The sequence below is a fragment of the Rhodococcus sp. DK176 genome (assembly GCF_038447315.2).
Classification (GTDB): domain Bacteria; phylum Actinomycetota; class Actinomycetes; order Mycobacteriales; family Mycobacteriaceae; genus Rhodococcus_F; species Rhodococcus_F jostii_A.
This window is the reverse complement of sequence record NZ_CP118321.2, coordinates 6815553-6832828: the sequence shown is the minus strand read 5'-3', so window position 1 is coordinate 6832828 and position 17276 is coordinate 6815553. Positions and strand designations below refer to the sequence as shown.

The 17276-nt window shown below is 66.8% G+C and carries 19 protein-coding genes and 1 riboswitch; of the genes, 9 read left to right on the top strand and 10 right to left on the bottom strand.

Annotated features, from left to right (window positions below):
- Positions 1–393: 393 nt before the first annotated feature.
- The 5 genes from PSR88_RS31710 to PSR88_RS31690 all read left to right on the top strand — a co-directional run bounded on the left by PSR88_RS31710 (position 394) and on the right by PSR88_RS31690 (position 2499).
- The gene (locus PSR88_RS31710) at positions 394–696 is read left to right on the top strand and encodes a hypothetical protein (RefSeq protein ID WP_342338661.1); all 303 of its coding nucleotides are present in this window, start codon (positions 394–396) and stop codon (positions 694–696) included.
- Positions 696–938: a hypothetical protein gene (locus tag PSR88_RS31705; protein WP_342338659.1), complete on the top strand. Its 243-nt coding sequence runs from the start codon at positions 696–698 to the stop codon at positions 936–938. Before PSR88_RS31710 ends, PSR88_RS31705 begins: the two co-directional genes overlap by 1 nt.
- A gap of 136 nt (positions 939–1074) precedes the next feature.
- Positions 1075–1278 carry a hypothetical protein gene (locus tag PSR88_RS31700; RefSeq protein ID WP_342338658.1) on the top strand — a complete coding sequence of 68 codons (204 nt, stop codon included), beginning with the start codon at positions 1075–1077 and terminating at the stop codon, positions 1276–1278.
- A gap of 27 nt (positions 1279–1305) precedes the next feature.
- Entirely contained in the window at positions 1306–1623 is a 318-nt protein-coding gene (locus PSR88_RS31695; protein ID WP_342338656.1) for a hypothetical protein, read from the top strand.
- Positions 1624–1728: 105 nt separating this feature from the next.
- Positions 1729–2499 carry a hypothetical protein gene (locus PSR88_RS31690; protein ID WP_342338654.1) on the top strand — a complete coding sequence of 257 codons (771 nt, stop codon included), beginning with the start codon at positions 1729–1731 and terminating at the stop codon, positions 2497–2499.
- Positions 2500–2937: 438 nt separating this feature from the next.
- Here the strand turns inward: PSR88_RS31690 and PSR88_RS31685 are convergent, their stop codons facing one another.
- Positions 2938–3195 (bottom strand): helix-turn-helix transcriptional regulator, encoded by a 258-nt coding sequence (locus PSR88_RS31685; RefSeq protein ID WP_342338652.1) that lies wholly within the window; start codon positions 3193–3195, stop codon positions 2938–2940.
- 566 nt (positions 3196–3761) lie between these two features.
- Here PSR88_RS31685 and PSR88_RS31680 point away from each other — a divergent pair.
- Both PSR88_RS31680 and PSR88_RS31675 read left to right on the top strand, forming a co-directional pair.
- A complete protein-coding gene (locus tag PSR88_RS31680; protein WP_342338651.1) occupies positions 3762–4247 on the top strand; it encodes a hypothetical protein in 486 nt (161 codons plus the stop codon).
- Positions 4247–4540: a hypothetical protein gene (locus tag PSR88_RS31675; RefSeq protein ID WP_342338650.1), complete on the top strand. Its 294-nt coding sequence runs from the start codon at positions 4247–4249 to the stop codon at positions 4538–4540. Before PSR88_RS31680 ends, PSR88_RS31675 begins: the two co-directional genes overlap by 1 nt.
- Positions 4541–4577: 37 nt before the next feature.
- Here PSR88_RS31675 and PSR88_RS31670 read toward each other — a convergent pair whose 3' ends face one another.
- A complete protein-coding gene (locus PSR88_RS31670) occupies positions 4578–6212 on the bottom strand; it encodes a recombinase family protein (protein WP_342338649.1) in 1635 nt (544 codons plus the stop codon).
- A 63-nt stretch (positions 6213–6275) separates the two neighbouring features.
- On the opposite strand from PSR88_RS31670, the gene PSR88_RS31665 reads away from it, so the two are divergent.
- A complete protein-coding gene (locus PSR88_RS31665; RefSeq protein ID WP_061042048.1) occupies positions 6276–6743 on the top strand; it encodes a tRNA (cytidine(34)-2'-O)-methyltransferase in 468 nt (155 codons plus the stop codon).
- Here PSR88_RS31665 and PSR88_RS31660 read toward each other — a convergent pair.
- Positions 6724–7668 carry a LysR family transcriptional regulator gene (locus tag PSR88_RS31660; RefSeq protein ID WP_009479441.1) on the bottom strand — a complete coding sequence of 315 codons (945 nt, stop codon included), beginning with the start codon at positions 7666–7668 and terminating at the stop codon, positions 6724–6726. The genes PSR88_RS31665 and PSR88_RS31660 overlap by 20 nt on opposite strands.
- Positions 7669–7757: 89 nt before the next feature.
- On the opposite strand from PSR88_RS31660, the gene PSR88_RS31655 reads away from it, so the two are divergent.
- Positions 7758–8807, top strand: a complete 1050-nt coding sequence (locus PSR88_RS31655) for a TDT family transporter (protein WP_029539464.1) — start codon at positions 7758–7760, stop codon at positions 8805–8807.
- Positions 8808–8828: 21 nt separating this feature from the next.
- Here PSR88_RS31655 and PSR88_RS31650 read toward each other — a convergent pair whose 3' ends face one another.
- The 7 genes from PSR88_RS31650 to PSR88_RS31620 all read right to left on the bottom strand — a co-directional run bounded on the left by PSR88_RS31650 (position 8829) and on the right by PSR88_RS31620 (position 17035).
- Positions 8829–9137: a rhodanese-like domain-containing protein gene (locus tag PSR88_RS31650; RefSeq protein WP_005257071.1), complete on the bottom strand. Its 309-nt coding sequence runs from the start codon at positions 9135–9137 to the stop codon at positions 8829–8831.
- Positions 9134–10027 carry a DUF4349 domain-containing protein gene (locus PSR88_RS31645; protein WP_029539465.1) on the bottom strand — a complete coding sequence of 298 codons (894 nt, stop codon included), beginning with the start codon at positions 10025–10027 and terminating at the stop codon, positions 9134–9136. The genes PSR88_RS31650 and PSR88_RS31645 overlap by 4 nt, the downstream gene beginning before the upstream one ends.
- Before the next feature lie 23 nt (positions 10028–10050).
- A complete protein-coding gene (locus PSR88_RS31640) occupies positions 10051–13305 on the bottom strand; it encodes an error-prone DNA polymerase (RefSeq protein ID WP_016883208.1) in 3255 nt (1084 codons plus the stop codon).
- Positions 13306–13448: 143 nt separating this feature from the next.
- Complete coding sequence (locus tag PSR88_RS31635) at positions 13449–14192, bottom strand: (2Fe-2S)-binding protein (RefSeq protein WP_016883209.1); 744 nt, start codon at positions 14190–14192, stop codon at positions 13449–13451.
- Complete coding sequence (locus tag PSR88_RS31630) at positions 14185–14961, bottom strand: ABC transporter ATP-binding protein (protein WP_009479436.1); 777 nt, start codon at positions 14959–14961, stop codon at positions 14185–14187. The genes PSR88_RS31635 and PSR88_RS31630 overlap by 8 nt, the downstream gene beginning before the upstream one ends.
- Positions 14958–16046, bottom strand: a complete 1089-nt coding sequence (locus PSR88_RS31625; RefSeq protein ID WP_016883210.1) for a FecCD family ABC transporter permease — start codon at positions 16044–16046, stop codon at positions 14958–14960. The genes PSR88_RS31630 and PSR88_RS31625 overlap by 4 nt, the downstream gene beginning before the upstream one ends.
- Positions 16043–17035: an ABC transporter substrate-binding protein gene (locus PSR88_RS31620; protein ID WP_011598197.1), complete on the bottom strand. Its 993-nt coding sequence runs from the start codon at positions 17033–17035 to the stop codon at positions 16043–16045. Before PSR88_RS31620 ends, PSR88_RS31625 begins: the two co-directional genes overlap by 4 nt.
- A 93-nt stretch (positions 17036–17128) precedes the next feature.
- Positions 17129–17263: riboswitch (cobalamin riboswitch) on the bottom strand.
- Positions 17264–17276: the final 13 nt, after the last annotated feature.

Here is a 17276-nt window from a genome sequence, read left to right as displayed (position 1 = left end):
CGCTGTTTGGTGGACCAGCGTTCGTCCTCCCGAGGTCCTCAACTTCCGCAATACACAGGCTCCAGCTTCCCGGCTGGGGCCTTCTCTCATTTGACCTCGGGTGATAGCCCGATCAACAGAAAGGAATCACCCGATGAAAGACGAATGCACCAACGGTCACGAGATCGTGGATCGGTCCCGTGACCGAACACCAACGGGACATTGCCGCCGATGCAGCTTGGATGCTGACCGGCGGTACCGGCTGAAGCGGAGAGCTGCACTAGAGCTTGTACGCGCGTTCGAAGCGAGCGGGGTCCATGTAGACCCCGAGACCTTGACGTTGACCACCGAGCCGACGACGGAGCCGAACGGAGTCGTCGCACAACGACTCGTCAACACCCACGGAGACATCAAATGACCATTATTCGCGGCATTATCACTGACGTCGGAGGCTCTACCCCCACCGGCACCATCGTCATTCGGGCTAGACACCCCCGACGCAACGAAGATGGCACGTCCACGGTTAGCACCGGGGCAGCGACCATCCAGGTCACCTCCGGCGATGTGAACCCCGAGCTGAAGGACATAGACCCAGGTCTGGTATCCCTCGAGTTCAATGTTGGTAGTTGGTACGAGATGTTCCCGTACGCCACGATCCCCCCGGTAGAGGGCGAGATCGACCTCTGGGAAATTATCAAGCCCCTGGTTGGTGCTTGATGATCACCACCGAACGACCCAGCAGGCGAACCGAGGCCGAGAAAGCCGAGGCGTTCGCCGAGTACATCTCCCGGACCGAACCGTACTTCGCGAAGATCCTCGACGACGGAGACCGAGTGTGGTTCGGCTCCGAGGCCGAACGCCGTGAGCTGTTCGACCGGAGGTACGTCCAACCCGCTCCCCCCGCAGGGATGGAGCGGATCAAGTCCGTTCGGGAGTACGCCCGCGAGGGCTGGTCCTGACGTCGTTTCTAAGCGATCGAGAAGCCTTTCCCACCCCGTCACACCAGGAGCGTACGAAACACGCTCAGCGTTGAATCATCCATCACAAAACACCAGGTCGGAAGCCGCTAACTTCCGAAGACAGGACTCAGCACCCGTGCCACAACACACAGACCTTCCAGTACTCGCATCATCCGCTGATCTAGCCGACATCCTCGGTGTCACCGAACGCACGGTGAACACCTGGCGGAACAACGGACTCGACGTCGTCGGGTCATATCTTCCCGCAGGCTCCCGGACACCGATCGATCTGTTCTCGGTAGAGGACGCACGCAGGATGCAGCGCCGAAACGCGGCCTGATCACAACCACCAAGGAGAAGACGAACAATGGCAACCACGAATCTGAAACCAGCTAACGCGCTCATGAAAGCGTTCATGGCCTCTGGTAGTCGGCCCGCACAGGCCGACGACGTCGATCAGGATGTTGAACGCATCCTGGGACGACTCAGCTCAACCCAGGCCAGCAAGGCGAAGTACACGCCAGGGGGCAAGGTCGAAGCTCAGGCGTATATCCCGTTGAACGGCGCATCGGTTCTACGTGCCGCCCTCGGAGCTAACTCCGGGAGCATCAACGGTGACGCCACCAACTCGGCTGCTGCACTGATCAGAGATGCGATCACCCAGCGACAGGACTACGCCGGATAGTCGTATCCAATTGCTAGACAACTGAATACCTCGCACACGGCCAGCCATCGAGCTGGCCATTCTTATGCCCGGACCATGGGCACACCACCAAGGAGAGAAAACCACATGTACATCGACCCCACTGTTACCGCCGCCAACGTCTCCGACTGGACCGCTCTCGGAATCAAGCTCCCTGCTGACCTGACCAAGTTGATCGACGCCTACGAAGCACTTCGCTACGTCGAGGTCGGGCACCAGCCTGTCATCGACGTCACCAAGCTCAAAGCCTCCAACGCCGCCGCAGAGGTCGACAAGATCGCTGGGGAGCTGAGCCTCAACGAACAGCGCGAGGAAGCGAAGCGTCGTCTGTTGGCCACGCTCGCGAACAAGATCGTTCGCGAAGCCGGTGACGCAGTCCCCGACCTGATCGAACAACTCACCCCTGGTTTCGTCACCGAGGCAGCAAAGTTCGCCGAGGCAGTCGCGAAGCTCCCCCAGGAGCTGTCTCCGGAGACCATCGTGGCCTCTGCTGACCCGAGTGTTCTCACCGCGTTCGGAGACGCGAAGCAGGCAGCATCGCACCTTGCTGCCGTCGATGCGTGGGTAGCTGGACTCTCCCAGCTCCCCCAGTTCGCTGGTGTCGAATCTCAGCCGGTGCTCCGGGTGCTCGCACCTGATACTCATTCGCGCCTGCACACGCTGCTCACGGCACGCAACGGGGTTAACCACGACGAACTCGTGCGGCAGATCAACCCTGTGTTCCTCACGGCTGCACGTCTCGGTATCAGTTTCGAGATCCACACCCCGCGCGAAGCCGATCAGCTTCGCCAGCGTCTCGAAGCGTCGAAGCCGTTGACCGCTGGCCAGAGGCTCATCGGCATGAACAGCCGTCGCTGACGACGCCGGTAAGAACTTCACACCACCTCGGGGGCAGGTACCGACATTGCCTGCCCCGTGGGGGTTAATCATCAAGAGGGATAAAGACATTGAACGAAACACAACACCCGTGCTCAAGGCCCGGATGCCCGGATACGGTGCCACAAACCATTGTGGATCAAGGGTTCCGGCACTGCTCCAGGCTGTGCCAGCTCGTGGATCAAGAACTTGATCAGCTAGAGGTCCAATGCCAGACACCGGGACTTCGCTCCGAGGATGACGCCGTGCTGACGGAGGCATGGACCACGCTCGTCGCAGCCGCTGACGCCTTCTCGGCGTACCGAGCAGGTGCAAAGGATCTACGAGACGTGCTCACCCGTGAAGGCAGGCGCTCTAGGCGCAGGCGTCAACGCGATAACCAACGACGGAAACCGACACCGCTGGACGCAGCTCAGACACTCACTGGGCCAGCTCGTCTGGCACTATCCCGTCAGTCAGCCACTCCAACGGCACCCCGCACCTGAGCGACCACAGCCGCAGCGTCTGCAATGGCACCCTCGCGCTGCCGCTCATGTACCGGCCTGCCGTCTCCCGGGTGATCCCGAGGTACTCGGCCATTGCGGTTGTCGTCATCTGTGCCGACTTCAGCGCCTTACGCATACGGTCGCCTTGATCCCACTCGGGGATGTGAACCGGGGGCATCAGTTCCTCGCTCATACGAGACAACCTGACACGGTGTGACTCTACGAGCAACACCCATCGGCAAAGACCGGCGTGTCTCTCACACAAGACCGTGGGTTTGTAGGTTCGTACGAGCCGGCCACCGCGGCCGGCAACTACTGACCTCGCGGTTTCCAACGCTGCCCGGAACAGGTCTTGTCCGGTTCCCACAAACAGCACACGCCTACCCGACTACCGGCTACTGCTGGCTCGGGGTAAACCCGGTCGGGGGAGGTCGGGTCAGTCCCTCCTTCTCGGTCACGAATCCACATGAGTGTGCCGCCTCCCCTCGGGGGAAGTGCGGGAGGCACGTAGGGCACTGCCTGCCTGGGTCTGGGTCGCCTGGCTCCGGGTAGGCAGGCGCTGCACGGTGTCGAGTGGGTCCTCTCGGGGCATCTCCGCAGGTCAGGACGGGTGACACCCAGGGGGTAATGCCCGGCCCTACACCTTCTGGATCGGGTCGTAATGCGGATCTGCCATCCGCTGAGGTTTTGAGAACGCTGAGTTTTTCCTATTCGCCCTGCTCAAGGGCCAAATCGACCAAAACGACGAAAGGTAAATTTATGAAGATCTGCACCTCGTGCCAGCGCGAGCTGGACACCACTGAGTTCGCCCAGGACAAGCGCACACGCGATGGACTGGCCAAGATCTGCCGTGACTGCGGCTCCGCTCCTGAGGCGGACGCCGTCAAGGTCCCACCCGCTCCGTCTGGACTCAAAGCGAGAGGACGCGCGTTGTGGACCGAGCTTCACCAGACGTTCGACTTCTCCGGTGACCCGCATCGTCACCTACTCGTGGAGGACGCTTGTCGAGAAGCGGACTTGATCGATCGGCTCCAAAGAGCCGTCGATGCCCAGGGCCTCCGCGTGGTTGGCTCCCAGGGCCAGCCCACGGCTGCACCGGAAGTGAGTGAGCTTCGTATGCACCGAGCGTTGCTGGGGCAGCTCGTGGCGCGTCTGAGCCTGCCAGATGCCGAGGAGGACAAAGAACCTGTGATTCCGCAGTCTTCGCAGGTGCAGCGTAAGGCGACGCTCAAGGTGGTGAAGTAATGGCGAAGCGACTAAGCGCGAAGAAGGTCAGCTTGGTCGATCGACTACCGGTGCGGTTCTTCCGCCCGGTGATCGACCCCGAGGACGTATTCGGCTCCCTCAACGCGTACATGGATGACCTGGACATCTGGGTCCGGGAGGAGCTGAGGCTCCCGGAACGTAAAAATTGGGACTCGCACCACAACAAGACCGACGAGCTGAGGAAAGAGATCGGCATCGACATAGCCGAGTGGATTCGGATCGGTATGACCAGCCAACGGCCTGGGAAACACCCGGTAACGAGTGTCCTCTAGGCCCCCGGTCCGCAGCCGGCCAAAAGCAGGCAGGCTGCTATGTCCCTGGGACCTCGAAACGCTCGCCCTTCTTGGACACGAACACGGCCTTACCGTCCCCGATCTCGACTCCGGCGATGTCGCACTCGGTCAGCGCCTCGAACATCTTGGTGAGGTTCTCGGGCATCTTCAGCCCGAGTGACTCGTAGAAGCCATGAGGAATACGGATGTCAGCGGACAACTGTCCATCGTGGAACTTCGACCGACGGACCCCTCCGGTCTCCAGGTGTATGGCAACAGTGATACCGGACCTGAGCAGTAGTTCGCGACGACCATCGGTGTCGGCTGCTCCCCAAGCGTCGAGGTACGTGCCACCGGTAGCCCGGTACTCCCACCGGGCCTCACGAGCTGGGGTCGATTCGAGTTCGACGATCCGGGCATCAACAGCCCGGAGCTGCTCTTGGATCCGTTGAACAGCCTGAGCGGACCTCATACTCCGGAGAGCCTTGGCCAACTCGTCCAGAGCCGACTGAGCTTCTTTCAGGTCCGCATCCCGAGAGTCACCGGGAACCCAGACACGCTCTCGGACCTCCAGGTCCCCGACCCGACCGAGGAAATGCTCCTCTACCAGCTCCTCCAGCTTCTCCGCTGGTATCTGGGTGGTGTGCTTCTCAGCACAACGGTAGTACCGGTAGTAGCGCCCCCTGGACTTGTGCCGGGTGTGGTGCAGAGGGTTGTCACACACCAGGCAGACCGCTACACCAGATAACGGGCTGGATTCGGATCGTTTGATCCCCTTACGGGACTCCTCGCGTCGGTCTAGGTACGCCTGGATCAACTCCCACTCGTCAGGGGAGACAAGCGGTTCAGCCATCTGGAGCGGCTGACCGTCGTCACCACGAACCGTCTCGCCGTTGTGGTGAACGTGTCCTCGGAGAGCCTTGGACCGGAGTAGCTGCCGAAGCGTCGTAGGTGCCCACTTTGAGCGTTTGCTGCCCTCCGAGCTGTTATCGGTGAAGTCAGGGCACAACTTCGCTGAGGGGTTGCCTGCTTTCACTGTGGAGTAGTACGCACCGGGGGTCAGATACCACTCGTCGTTGAGTTCCCGAGCAAGCCGGGTAATCGGCTTACCATCCAGGATGTGGTCAACGATTCGACTCACCAGCTCCGCTGCCAGGGGGTCAATCTCCAAGGCCCAGCCTTGGCCGTCTGTCCGCTTCACTGCCGTGTACCCGAACGGGGGCTTACCACCAGCCCACCGGGCACGCTCACGGAGCTTGGCCCGTGATGCCAAGGTCCGCTCCCGGATAGCCTCCAGCTCCCCCTCTGCGATACCGGCGATAATCGCCGCCAGCATCCGACCGGTAGTGGTGCTCAGGTCCATGGACTCGGAACAGGACACCAGCGTCTTACCGTGCTCCAGCGTCCACCCGAACAGCTTGTTGAGCTGTATCGCGTTACGACCGAGCCGGTCCAGCTTCCATGCTGCGAGAATGTCCCACTCGTGGGCCTTGCTCGGGTCCGTCAACCACGGACCCAGCGCCGGGGTATCGAACGGGTCCACGGACCCGGATACGTCCTCGTCTACGGCCCAGCCGACGACGGTGTGACCGTGGGCGTCTGCCCACCGAGTGATGATCTCGCGTTGCCGCTCGATAGAGGTTGACTCCTCGGTGGCGCGGGAGATCCGCAATCGACCGAGGACACGGCTAGGATTCGCAGAGGTTGACACAGAGTGAGATGATACATTCTGGTTGTGTTCAAGCTGATGTTCCACGAACCCCGAATCCCACCCAACACCGGCAACGCCATCCGCATGGTGGCAGGCACCGGGTGCGAGCTGCACCTCGTGGGTCCACTCGGATTCGACCTGTCCGAGCCGAAACTCAAACGTGCCGGACTCGACTACCACGACCTGGCGTCGGTGACCGTGCACGAGAACCTGGAGGCGGCCTGGGCTGCGCTGGAGCCCGCGCGGGTGTACGCGTTCACCGCGCACGCCACCGTGTCGTACGCCGACATCGCCTACCAGCCCGGCGACGTTCTGCTGTTCGGTCCCGAACCCACCGGACTGTCGGAGGAGGTGCTGGCCGATCCCCACGTGACGGAGCGGCTCCGCATCCCCATGCTTCCCGGCCGCCGGTCGCTGAACCTGTCGAACGCCGCCGCCCTCGTCACGTACGAGGCGTGGCGCCAGCACGGATTCAGCGGGGCTGCGCTGTAGCTCCGACGACTGCGGCCCCGACACCGGCGGCCGCGCTGGCACCGAGCGCGATGTCGAGGAAGTCGCGCGCCGCACCCTGAACGCCGCGCACCGGGTCCCAGACGGCGGAGAGCCGCCGCGGAAGCGTCAACCCCTCCACCTGAACGGAGGCGAGGCGGCCGTCCGTCAGGTCGGCGGCCACCGCCAGCGAGGACAGCACCGCCGGAGCGTTACCCGCCACGACCGCCGCCTTCACCGCCGTGCACGACGTCAGCTCCAGCAACGGCGGAACGCACTGCGGCACCGCGTTCTCCAGGGTGGTGCGCGTCCCGGAACCGGACTCACGCTGGATCATCGGCGTCGCGGCGAGTTCGGACACGGAAATCGGTGACCGGCGGACCCATTCGTGCTCGGGCGGCACCACGACCACCAGGTGGTCGCGGCCGATCTCCCGTACCTGCAGTCCCGCCGGAATGTCCGGGCCCTCGACGAACCCGAGATCCGCCTCACCGGACAGCACCCGGGCGGTCACCTCGGACGAGTTGAGCAGCCGCACGTTGGTAACCACGTTCGGGTACTTGCGCCGCATCGCGACGGTCCACCCGGGAACCAGGTACTCGGCGATCGTCATGCTGGCCGCCACCGTCAGCCCGGCCTGCCGTTCGCCGCGCAGCGCCGCGACTCCCGACGCCAGTTCCTCGGCCGTGGCGAGGATGTGACTCGCCCATTCGAGGATGAGCGCGCCTTCCGACGTGGGCCGCACCCCGCTGGCGCCGCGGCTGAACACCTTGATGCCGAACTGACGCTCGGCCGAACGCACCCGGGCGCTGACGGCCTGCTGGCTGAGCCCGTGTTCACGGCCCGCCGCCCCCATGCTTCCGAGCCGCTCGACGGACAGCAGGACGTCGAGGGCACTGAGTTCGGGTACTCGGGGAGACAGCGGCACAACCCAAGGCTAGTCCCACAAACGCGATTTGTGGGTATTCAACGACAAGCCTTCTACCGGCCACGACGATGCGTCGGCAAGCTCTAGGTATGACCCCGAATTGGTTCGCAGCAGTGATGGGCACCGGCATCGTCGCAGTCGTCGCCGCGGCATTTCCGGCAGGCGGTCCGGTGGCCCGGACGGCCGCCGAGATCTTCTGGCTGATCGCCGCGACGCTGCTCGTGGTGCTGACCACCGCACTGGTGCGGCACTGGATCCGTCGCCGCGACGACGCACTCGCGGACGCGCGCAGCCATACGATGTTCCCGTTCTACGGCGCGGTGTCGATGGCGGTGCTGACAGTCGGCGCCGGCACCGGATCCGCGGGTCGCGCACTTCTCGGTGGTGTCGCCGTCACCGCGTCGGCCACCCTGTGGACGATCGGGACCGTCATCGGGCTCGTCACCTACGTGGTGATGGCGCGCCGGCTGACCCGGCCTCACCAGGTGACTCCGGTGCCGTCCTGGCTGATGCCCGTCGTGCCGCCGATGGTGTCGGCCGCCACCGGTGCCGCGCTGGTCAAGCACCTCCCGGAAGGCGCGCCGCAGATCGCGATGCTGGCGCTCTGCTACACGCTGTTCGCGCTGGCGCTGAGCGCCGCGCTGACCGTCGCCGTCGTCGTCGGACGCCATCTGCTGAGCAACGGGCTCCCCGACACCCCACTCGTGCCCACCCTCTGGATTCCGCTCGGCGTGATCGGCCAGTCGGTGGCGGCGATCAATCTGCTCGGCGGGGTATCCGGCCACGCCTGGCTCCACTCGGTGGGCGTGGTCTACGGGACCACCGTCGGCGCGCTCGGCGTCCTCGCCCTCGTGACGCTGGTCACCGTGACCGTCAGGGCCTTTCGCCGCGGACTGGGGTTCACGCCCGGCTGGTGGAGTTTCACGTTCCCCGTCGGCACGTGCGCGCTGGGCGCGAACTCGCTCGGCGTCGCATTGGACTCGGTGGTGATCGTCGGCGCGGGCATGACCCTGTGGTGCGCGCTGGTCCTGATCTGGAGCACCGTCGCGGTCCGCACAGTGCGCCACGCCGCCGGGCAACGGGGTGGGCGCTCGGTCCGCGACGATTCCGCGGGGCACGCCCTCAGCGCGGCGCGCTGACCGCGAACCCTGATCCGGGTGTCAGGCGCCCGACTCGACGGGGCGTCCGGACTGCATCCACGCGGACGTCCCGCCCGCGACCGACACGGCGTTGATCCCCCGCGCGTTCAGGTACTCCGCCGCCTGCAGGCTCCGGCCACCCACCCCGCAGATCACGTAGACGACCTCGGCTTCCGGGATCTCGTCCACGCGCGCGACGAACTCACTGAGCGGAATCAGCGTCACACCCGGCACCCGCGCCTGGGCGTACTCGTCGGCCTCGCGCACATCGATGACGGGGGCACCCGACGCCAACGCACCGTCCAGGGCATTCAGGTCGACTTCGATCATTGCGTCTTCGCCTCTTCTCGTTCCGGCGCCGGGCCCGGCGGTGGGCCGGCCGGCCTGTTGTACATCCGGCGCAGACGGTACGCGCCGTACACGACCAATGCGATGACGGCCACGAAACCGAACCAGGGAATCAGCGCCCCCACGACCACGGCACCGCCCTTGATCGCAGACAGCAGGGCGTGCCAGCCCGCCACGAGACCTTCCCAGAAGTTGTCCGGACCGGGACTGGGCTGCTCGGCATCCGTGGCGGTGACGTCGATCATGAGCGTCGCCAGTGCCACCTGGTCGCTCAGCGACCGCTTCTGAGCGGTGAGGCTGTCCAGTTCGCCCTGACGCTCCGACAACGCCCTCTCGGCCTCGATCAGATCCGCGGTGTTCGCCGCCGACGTGATGAGCCCCTGCAGCCGGGTGACGGAGGCCGTCAACGCGCCGATCCGGGCGTCGAGATCCTGCGACTGCATCGTCACGTCGCTCTTCGTGACGCTGACGCTGGTGACCTTGCCCAGTTCCCGCAGATCGTCCAACGTCTGCGTGAGCGAGTCGGCGGGCACCCGGATGGTCAGGGAACTGCTCGCGTCCTGGTCGTCGGAGCCCGGCTGTTCGGTGAGCTGGTCGACGCGTCCGCCCAGATCGTCGACCTTGTCCACGATCTGCCTGCCGACCGCCACCGGGTCGTCCGCGGTGAGCGCGACCTGACCGGTGATGATCTCCTGGCGGTCGGTGGGCGCCTGGTCCTTCGCGGGTTGCTGTACCGCGCCACCGATTTCCATCTGGCTCGAGTCCCCGGGTGTCGGGGCGAGCGACGGTTGGGAGGAATCACTGCCGGAACCACCACACCCCGCGAGCGCCAGCGAAGCCACGACGATCACCGACACGACGTATCTCCTCATGTCCGAATGCTAGCGGTGCCTGCTCACCTGAAGTCCCTGGATTTGGCGGACACCCGCAAATCCATCAGCTGCAGCCGATCCGCCACCACCGTCACCGCCCCCTCCGCGTTCTGCACCTTGCCGCGCACCAGCAGTGCGGGCGCCGTGTTGGCGAGCTTGCGGTACTTCGCCCACAACCCCACCGAACACACCACGTTGACCATCCCGGTCTCGTCCTCGAGGTTGATGAACGTGACCCCCGCGGCCGTCGCCGGGCGCTGCCGGTGGGTTACCGCCCCACCCACCAGAACCCGGTCGCCGTCGGGAACATCGAGTAGGCCCGCCGCCGGGATCACCCCCAGCGCGTCGAGTTGCGGGCGCAGGAACTGGGTGGGGTACGTGTCCGGTGACACCCCGGTGGCCCACACGTCCGCCGCGGCCAGTTCGAGATCGCTCATCCCCGGCAGGGTCGGCGCGCGGGTGGATGCCCCGATCCCCGGCAGCCGGTCGCGGCGCTCCCCCGCCGCGGCGCCCGCCGCCCACAACGCCTCCCGGCGGGACAACCCGAAACTGTCGAGAGCACCTGCGGTAGCCAGCGATTCGGCTTGCGCCGTACTCAGTTCCACCCGGCCGGTGAGGTCGAGGAACGACGTGTACGGACCTCCGTCGCCGCGGGATTCGACGATCCGCTCGGCCAGCGCGGTCCCGATGTGCCGCACCTCCCCGAGCCCGAGACGCACCTCCGTCCCGCCCGCCTCGACGGTGGCGTGCGCGAGACTCGCATTGATGTCCGCGCCGTGCACCGGCACCCCGTGCCTGCGGGCGTCGGCCACCAGCGACTGCGGCGAGTAGAACCCCATCGGCTGCGCCCGCAGCAGACCGGCGCAGAACGCCGCCGGGTGATGCAGCTTGAACCACGATGAATAGAACACCAGGGCGGCGAAACTCTGCGAATGACTTTCGGGGAAACCGAAATTCGCGAAGGCGTACAGCTTCTCGTAGATCCGGTCGGCCACGTCGTCGCCGATCCCGTGCAACTCCCGCATGCCCTGGTAGAGCCGCCCCCTCAGCCGTTCCATCTTCTCGGGCGACCGCTTGGACCCCATGGCCCGGCGGAGCTGGTCGGCCTCGGCCGGGCTGAAACCCGCGACGTCGACCGCCATCTGCATCAACTGCTCCTGGAACAGCGGCACACCCAGCGTCCGCTTCAGCGCCTTCTCCAGGGACGGGTGGTCGTAGGTCACCGGTTCGAGCTTGTTGCGGCGGCGGATGTACGGGTGCACCGATCCGCCCTGGATCGGACCGGGACGGATGAGCGCCACCTCCACCACCAGGTCGTAGAAATTCCGCGGTTTCAGCCTCGGCAGGGTGGCCATCTGGGCCCGTGACTCCACCTGGAACACCCCCACCGAGTCCGCCCGCTGCAACATCTCGTAGACGGCTTCCTCGGAGAGGTCCAGCTGCGCCAGATCCACCTCGATCCCCTTGTGCTCGGCCACGAGGTCGATCATGTAGTGCAGCGCGGAGAGCATGCCGAGACCCAGCATGTCGAACTTCACCAGACCCACCGCCGCGCAATCGTCCTTGTCCCACTGCAGAACGCTGCGGTTCTCCATACGCGCCCACTCCACCGGGCACACGTCGGCGATCGGCCGGTCGCAGATCACCATGCCGCCCGAGTGGATGCCGAGGTGCCGCGGAAACCCCTCGATCTGGGCGGCCAGTTCGAGGACGGCGGGCGGAATGTCGGTGCCGACCTCCTTCCCGATGCCGCCCCAGCGGCTGACCTGTTTGCTCCACGCGTCCTGCTGCCCCTGCGAGAAACCCAGCGCCCGGGCCATGTCCCGCACCGAAGACTTTCCGCGGTACGTGATGACGTTCGCCACCTGCGCCGCGTACTGGCGTCCGTACTTGGCGTAGACGTGCTGGATGGCCTCCTCCCGCCGATCGGATTCGATGTCGACGTCGATGTCCGGCGGGCCGTCGCGTTCGGGCGAGAGGAAACGTTCGAACAACAGCTTGTTGCGGACGGGATCCACGTTGGTGATGCCGATGGCGTAGCAGACGGCGGAGTTGGCCGCCGAACCCCTTCCCTGGCAGAGAATGTCGTTGTTCTTGCAGAACGACACGATGTCGTGGACCACCAGGAAGTAGCCCGGGAAGTTCAGCCCGGTGATGATGTCCAGTTCGTGCTCGATCTGCCGGTAGGCCTCCGGCCGGTCCGCAGGCGCACCGTAACGTCGTCGGGCCCCGTCCATCGTGAGCTGCCGCAGCCAGCTCGCCTCGGTGTGCCCGTCGGGCACGTCGAACGGTGGCAGTTGCGGCGCGATGAGCCGCAGGTCGAACGCACACTCCCGGCCGAGGTCCGCGGCACCGCGGACGGCTTCCGGGTACGCGGCGAAGAGGTGCGCCATCTCCTCACCGGACCGCAGGTGCGCTCCCCCGGCGGGCGCCAGGTGCCCGGCCGCGTCGTCGAGGCTCTGCCGGGCCCGGACGGCGGCCATCGCCATGGCCAGTCTCCGGCGCGGCGGTCCCGCGAAGTGCGCCGCCGTGGACGCGATCACCCGAAGTCCGTGCTGCTGTGCGAGTTCGGCGAGGGAGGCGTTGCGCTCGGCGTCCTCCGCGATGCCGTGATGGGTGAGTTCCACCGTGACCCGGTCGGCCCCGAACCGGTCGATCAGCTCCCGCAGCCGGGCGGCCGCGGCGTCCGGGCCACCGGCGGCCAGCGCCTGACGCACATGCCCCTTCCGGCACCCGGTCAGGATCTGCCAGTGCCCCCCGGCAGCGTCGGTGAGACGGTCGAGGTCGTAGCGCAGCTTGCCCTTCTCCCCGCCCGCGAGATGCGCCGCCGCGATCTCCCGGGAGAGCCGCCGGTACCCCTCCTGACCTCGCGCCAACACCAGCAGATGCGCGTCGTCCAACGTCAGTTCGGACCCGAACACGGTGCGCATGTTCAGTTCCTTCGCCGCCTCCGCGAACCGGACCACACCGTAGAACCCGTCGTGGTCGGTGAGTGCGATGGCCTCGAGACCGAGCCGGACGGCCTCCTCCACCAACTCTTCCGGCGGGGAGGCGCCGTCGAGGAAACTGAACGCCGAATGCGCGTGGAGTTCGGCGTACGGAACGGTGGAGCCGGCCCGCTCCTGCGGGCCCGCCCGGTACTCACCCCGCTTGCGCGACCACGCGGGGCTGTCGCCGCCGTCGCCCGGGTACAGCGACTCCGGGCTGACCCGCCCCGGCCTGCCCGACAGGACGCGCTCCATCTCGGACCACGTCGGCGGACCGTTTCCCCAACCCATCTGGCACACCTCTTCATGTCACGCACGTGCCGTGCCGAAACCATGGAAGATGCCGCTGGGGAAGACGCATCATTCGAACGGGAGTTCGAACGCTGTCAGTCTGCCATCACACCCGCAGACCGGTCAACGCGGGCCACCCGGACTCACGTCACGAGCGCGGCCAGACCTCGCAGACGGTCCTCGGCCGGCCTCCTCGGGCAGCTCACACACTTGCCCGACCCGGGGGTCTCGTAGATCAAGCAGCACGACGCCCGCTGCGTGAACCGGCGTGACAGTGCCCCGGCCCGGACGTCGACGAACCGCGGGTCCGGCAGCACCACACCGACGCGGCGGAGTGCGTCCACCAGCCCCCGGGCGAAGATGCTGCCGCGTGCGCGATCGCCGCACGCCGTTCCCGCGTCGAGTGACCGGTTGGCAATCGAATCCGTCGTGATCGCCCACATCGCCGCCTGCCGCACCCCGGACGCCGCGGCGAGAGCGTCGATGATCGGCGTCAGCGCCGCGGCCATCTCGGACGCCAGCTCGGACAGCCCCTCGGTGACCGGCAGTGCCGACGACGCGGTCAGGCCGCCGAGATACCCGTCGTCCCGCAGGAATGCCACGGCGTCGACGAGCCGAGGCCGGGCGGCGACCCCGGTGACGAGCGCGGTCGCGATCGGAATCCCGGTCAGTGTCGAGCTGGCCGAGTACCACCACAGGGTGCCGTTGACCCGGGGATCGTCGCTGCCCCACCGCCGCGCCGTGTCCGCGACGCGGTCCGCGAGCCAGCCGGGATCGGTCAGGCGCACGGCCGGGAACGAGGAGGCCCCGGGTTGCCCGATCTGGTCGGCGATCATCGGGACGCGGCGGGCGGTCAGCTCGTACGCACGCCGCAGTTGCTCATCCATCGGCCAACCCCAGGATCTCCATCGACAGCCGCGGCGCCGACCGCACCACGGCGCGGATGCCGAACACCCCGCCCAGCACGGTGTCGTCCAGCACGTCGGCGGGCGGACCGGTGCTGATCACCCGTCCATCGTGCATCACGGCCAGCGTGTCGCAGAACTCGACGGCCAGCCGGAGGTCGTGCATGGTCACGACGATCGCCAGACCGTCGCACGCGAGGTCACGCAGCAGGTTCATCACCGTCAGCTGATGCCGCAGGTCGAGGTGGTTGGTGGGTTCGTCGAGCAGCAGGACCCTCGGCTGCTGCGCGAGCGCCCGGGCGATCGACACCCGTTGACGCTCCCCACCCGACAGTGCCTGGACGTCGCGACCCGCGAGTTCGGCCAGCCCGACCTGACGTATGCACGTCTCGACGATCTCACCGTCGGCGCCGGTCGCCCGCTCGAACCAGCCCCGGTGCGGGATGCGTCCGAGCGAAACGGATTCGCGCACGGTCAGTCCCGCGGACACCCGCGGCTCCTGGGTGCTCGCCCCGATCGTGCGGGCCAGTTCCCGCCGGCCCAGATCGGCGGTATCCGTTCCGTCGACGACGACGGCGCCCCCGGTCGGGGTGAGCGCGCGGTAGCAGCAGCGCAGCGCGGTGGTCTTGCCGGAACCGTTGGGCCCGACCAACGCCAGCACCTCCCCGGGACGCACGGAGAAGTCGATGCCGTGCAGCACTTCCCGCGACCCGAGTTCGGCGCGGACACGTTGCAGGCTCAGGGCGGTCACTGTTCGGCCCTCCGATACTGCCGGTAGAGCATCCACACGAAGATCGGCGCTCCCACGAGCGCGGTGACGACGCCCACCGGGACCTCGATGCTGTGCGCGACCGACCGCGCGGCCGTGTCCGCCGCGACCATCGCGATCGCGCCGAGGAATGCCGCGACGGGCAGCAGCCTGACCGCCCGGGCGCCCACGACGTACCCGGCAAGGTGCGGCACCAGCAGACCGATGAAGCCGATACCGCCTGCGACGGACACGGCGGCCCCGGCCAGCATCGACACACCGAGCAACTGCACGACGCGGAAGCGTCGCACGTGCATGCCGAGGGCGGCGGCGCCGTCGTCTCCCGCCTGCAGCAGGTCGATTCGGCACGCGCTCAGCATCATCGCAGCCCCGACCGTCGCGAGTGCCACGGCCGGGAAGACCGCCGTCGACCAGCGCGAGTCGCCGAAACCGCCCGCCAGCCAGTGCATCACCGAACTCAGTTGATGCTCGTCCGCGACGACCAGGATCGAGAACGTGATGAGGGCCGAGAACACCTGCGCCGACGCGACCCCCACGAGGATGACGGCCGTCGGCTGCGGATACCGTCCGCCGATCGCCAGCGACAGGAACAACGGCACCATCGCGCCCAGGAACGCCGCGACGGGGACGGTGAACGCGCCGAGCGCTCCCACCCCGAGCCCGAGCACCGTCACCACCACCACGCCGAAACCGGCACCCGAGGACACGCCGAGCAGATAGGGATCGGCCAGCGGATTGCGGGTCACCGCCTGCGCCACGGCGCCTGCCAGGGCCAGCGCCGCACCGACGGCCGCCGCGGTCAGCGCCCGCGGCAGCCGGGAGTCGAGGACGATCGACTCCCGCGCCTGTGACCACCAGGACTCGAATGCGCCGGGGGCCACGCGGTGCGCGACGATCGCCCACACGTCGCCGACCGGGATGCGCACGGAACCGAACGACACCGCGAGGCCGACGACGAACAGGGTCGTCAGCGCGAGCGCCACCATCAGGCCCGCGAAACCGAGGCGTGCGCGGGCCGGGTGCGGTGCCTGCGCCGGCGGTGCCGCGCATTCTGCGGTAACGGTCATCGCGCGCCGACGACATCCGGATGCAGCGCCCGCGCGATCGTCTCCACCGACCGCACCAGGCGCGGGCTCTCGAAGAAGTCGTCGAGCGGCACCACCACGAAGCGGCCGGCCTTCACGGCGGGTGTCGTCGACATGATCGGGTGCGACTTCAGGAAGTCGATCTTCGCCCGCGCACTCGTCGTGCCGTAGTCGAGGACGACGATCGCCTCCGGGGCGCGTTCACCGATGATCTCCCAGGTGGACTTCGAATACGGCTTCTCGCCCTCGGCGAAGAGGTTGGCCGCGCCCGCGTGGTCCGCGATGAGCTGGCCGACTCCCACACCGCCGATCGTCAGCGGGACGTCCTCGCCGGAATCGTAGAAGAACGTCGGAACCGGGGCGGTGCCCGCGATCTCGTCACGCACGGCCTGCAACCCGGACGTCACCCGGTCGGTGATCGCCCGCGCCCGGTCCGGGACTCCGAGGATCTCGCCGAGCTGCTGGTAGTCGCCGCGCAGCAAACCGATGTCCGGGAAGCCGTGCCCGCAGTACTCGGAGAACAGGAACGTGGGAATGCCCTGGTCGCCGAGGGATTCACGCGACCGCCCCTCCTTCTCGTCGAATGCGCTCCGCATTCCGCCGACCACCAGGTCGGGGTCGAGGTCGAGGATCTGCTCCCGGGTCGGGTACTCCTTCGCGAGTTTCGGGATCTTCCCGAAGGCGTCCGCGAACTCCGGCAGCGGGGTCGCGTCGCCGTACCCCGTGCCGACGATGCGGTCGCCGGCCCCCATCTCGATCAGCACCTCGGTGACGTGATCGTTCATGCTGACGATGCGCTGGGGCGGGGCGTCGAACGTCTCCGTTCGATCGCAGTTGGTGACGGACACCGGCTCGGCGAAGGATTCGGCGGAAGCGGTCTGCCCCACGGACTCCCCGCGCGAACAGCCGGCGACCACCAGCGCGGCCACCAGCGCGGCCAGACCGGTACTTCTGAACAACTGACCGTGCATGTAAACCTCATTGCGGCTCAGAGCCACGAATGAGAAGTCAGCAGACGCCGGTGCGACGCCTGCAGGACTCCGCTTCGTAGACCACGACGAAAAGGATGTCGCACACCCCACGCCGGGTAATCGGGCTCGCCACCGAAAGGATCTGGTGGCCTACCGTTGCGGGTCAGCGCCGGATTCGGACCGGCTTCCCCCGTGCGTGTGGCTGCAAGTGCGATGCCGAGTATGCACGATTTGCCGGGAG

What these genes read in the sequence shown, in the direction of transcription:
- PSR88_RS31710 (WP_342338661.1), top strand. Translation starts at nt 394, where the DNA reads ATGACCATTATTCGCGGCATTATCACTGACGTCGGAGGCTCTACCCCC.
- PSR88_RS31705 (WP_342338659.1), top strand. Translation starts at nt 696, where the DNA reads ATGATCACCACCGAACGACCCAGCAGGCGAACCGAGGCCGAGAAAGCC.
- PSR88_RS31695 (WP_342338656.1), top strand. Translation starts at nt 1,306, where the DNA reads ATGGCAACCACGAATCTGAAACCAGCTAACGCGCTCATGAAAGCGTTC.
- PSR88_RS31690 (WP_342338654.1), top strand. Translation starts at nt 1,729, where the DNA reads ATGTACATCGACCCCACTGTTACCGCCGCCAACGTCTCCGACTGGACC.
- PSR88_RS31685 (WP_342338652.1), bottom strand. Translation starts at nt 3,195, where the DNA reads ATGAGCGAGGAACTGATGCCCCCGGTTCACATCCCCGAGTGGGATCAA.
- PSR88_RS31680 (WP_342338651.1), top strand. Translation starts at nt 3,762, where the DNA reads ATGAAGATCTGCACCTCGTGCCAGCGCGAGCTGGACACCACTGAGTTC.
- PSR88_RS31675 (WP_342338650.1), top strand. Translation starts at nt 4,247, where the DNA reads ATGGCGAAGCGACTAAGCGCGAAGAAGGTCAGCTTGGTCGATCGACTA.
- PSR88_RS31655 (WP_029539464.1), top strand. Translation starts at nt 7,758, where the DNA reads ATGACCCCGAATTGGTTCGCAGCAGTGATGGGCACCGGCATCGTCGCA.
- PSR88_RS31650 (WP_005257071.1), bottom strand. Translation starts at nt 9,137, where the DNA reads ATGATCGAAGTCGACCTGAATGCCCTGGACGGTGCGTTGGCGTCGGGT.
- PSR88_RS31645 (WP_029539465.1), bottom strand. Translation starts at nt 10,027, where the DNA reads ATGAGGAGATACGTCGTGTCGGTGATCGTCGTGGCTTCGCTGGCGCTC.
- PSR88_RS31640 (WP_016883208.1), bottom strand. Translation starts at nt 13,305, where the DNA reads ATGGGTTGGGGAAACGGTCCGCCGACGTGGTCCGAGATGGAGCGCGTC.
- PSR88_RS31635 (WP_016883209.1), bottom strand. Translation starts at nt 14,192, where the DNA reads ATGGATGAGCAACTGCGGCGTGCGTACGAGCTGACCGCCCGCCGCGTC.
- PSR88_RS31625 (WP_016883210.1), bottom strand. Translation starts at nt 16,046, where the DNA reads ATGACCGTTACCGCAGAATGCGCGGCACCGCCGGCGCAGGCACCGCAC.
- PSR88_RS31620 (WP_011598197.1), bottom strand. Translation starts at nt 17,035, where the DNA reads ATGCACGGTCAGTTGTTCAGAAGTACCGGTCTGGCCGCGCTGGTGGCC.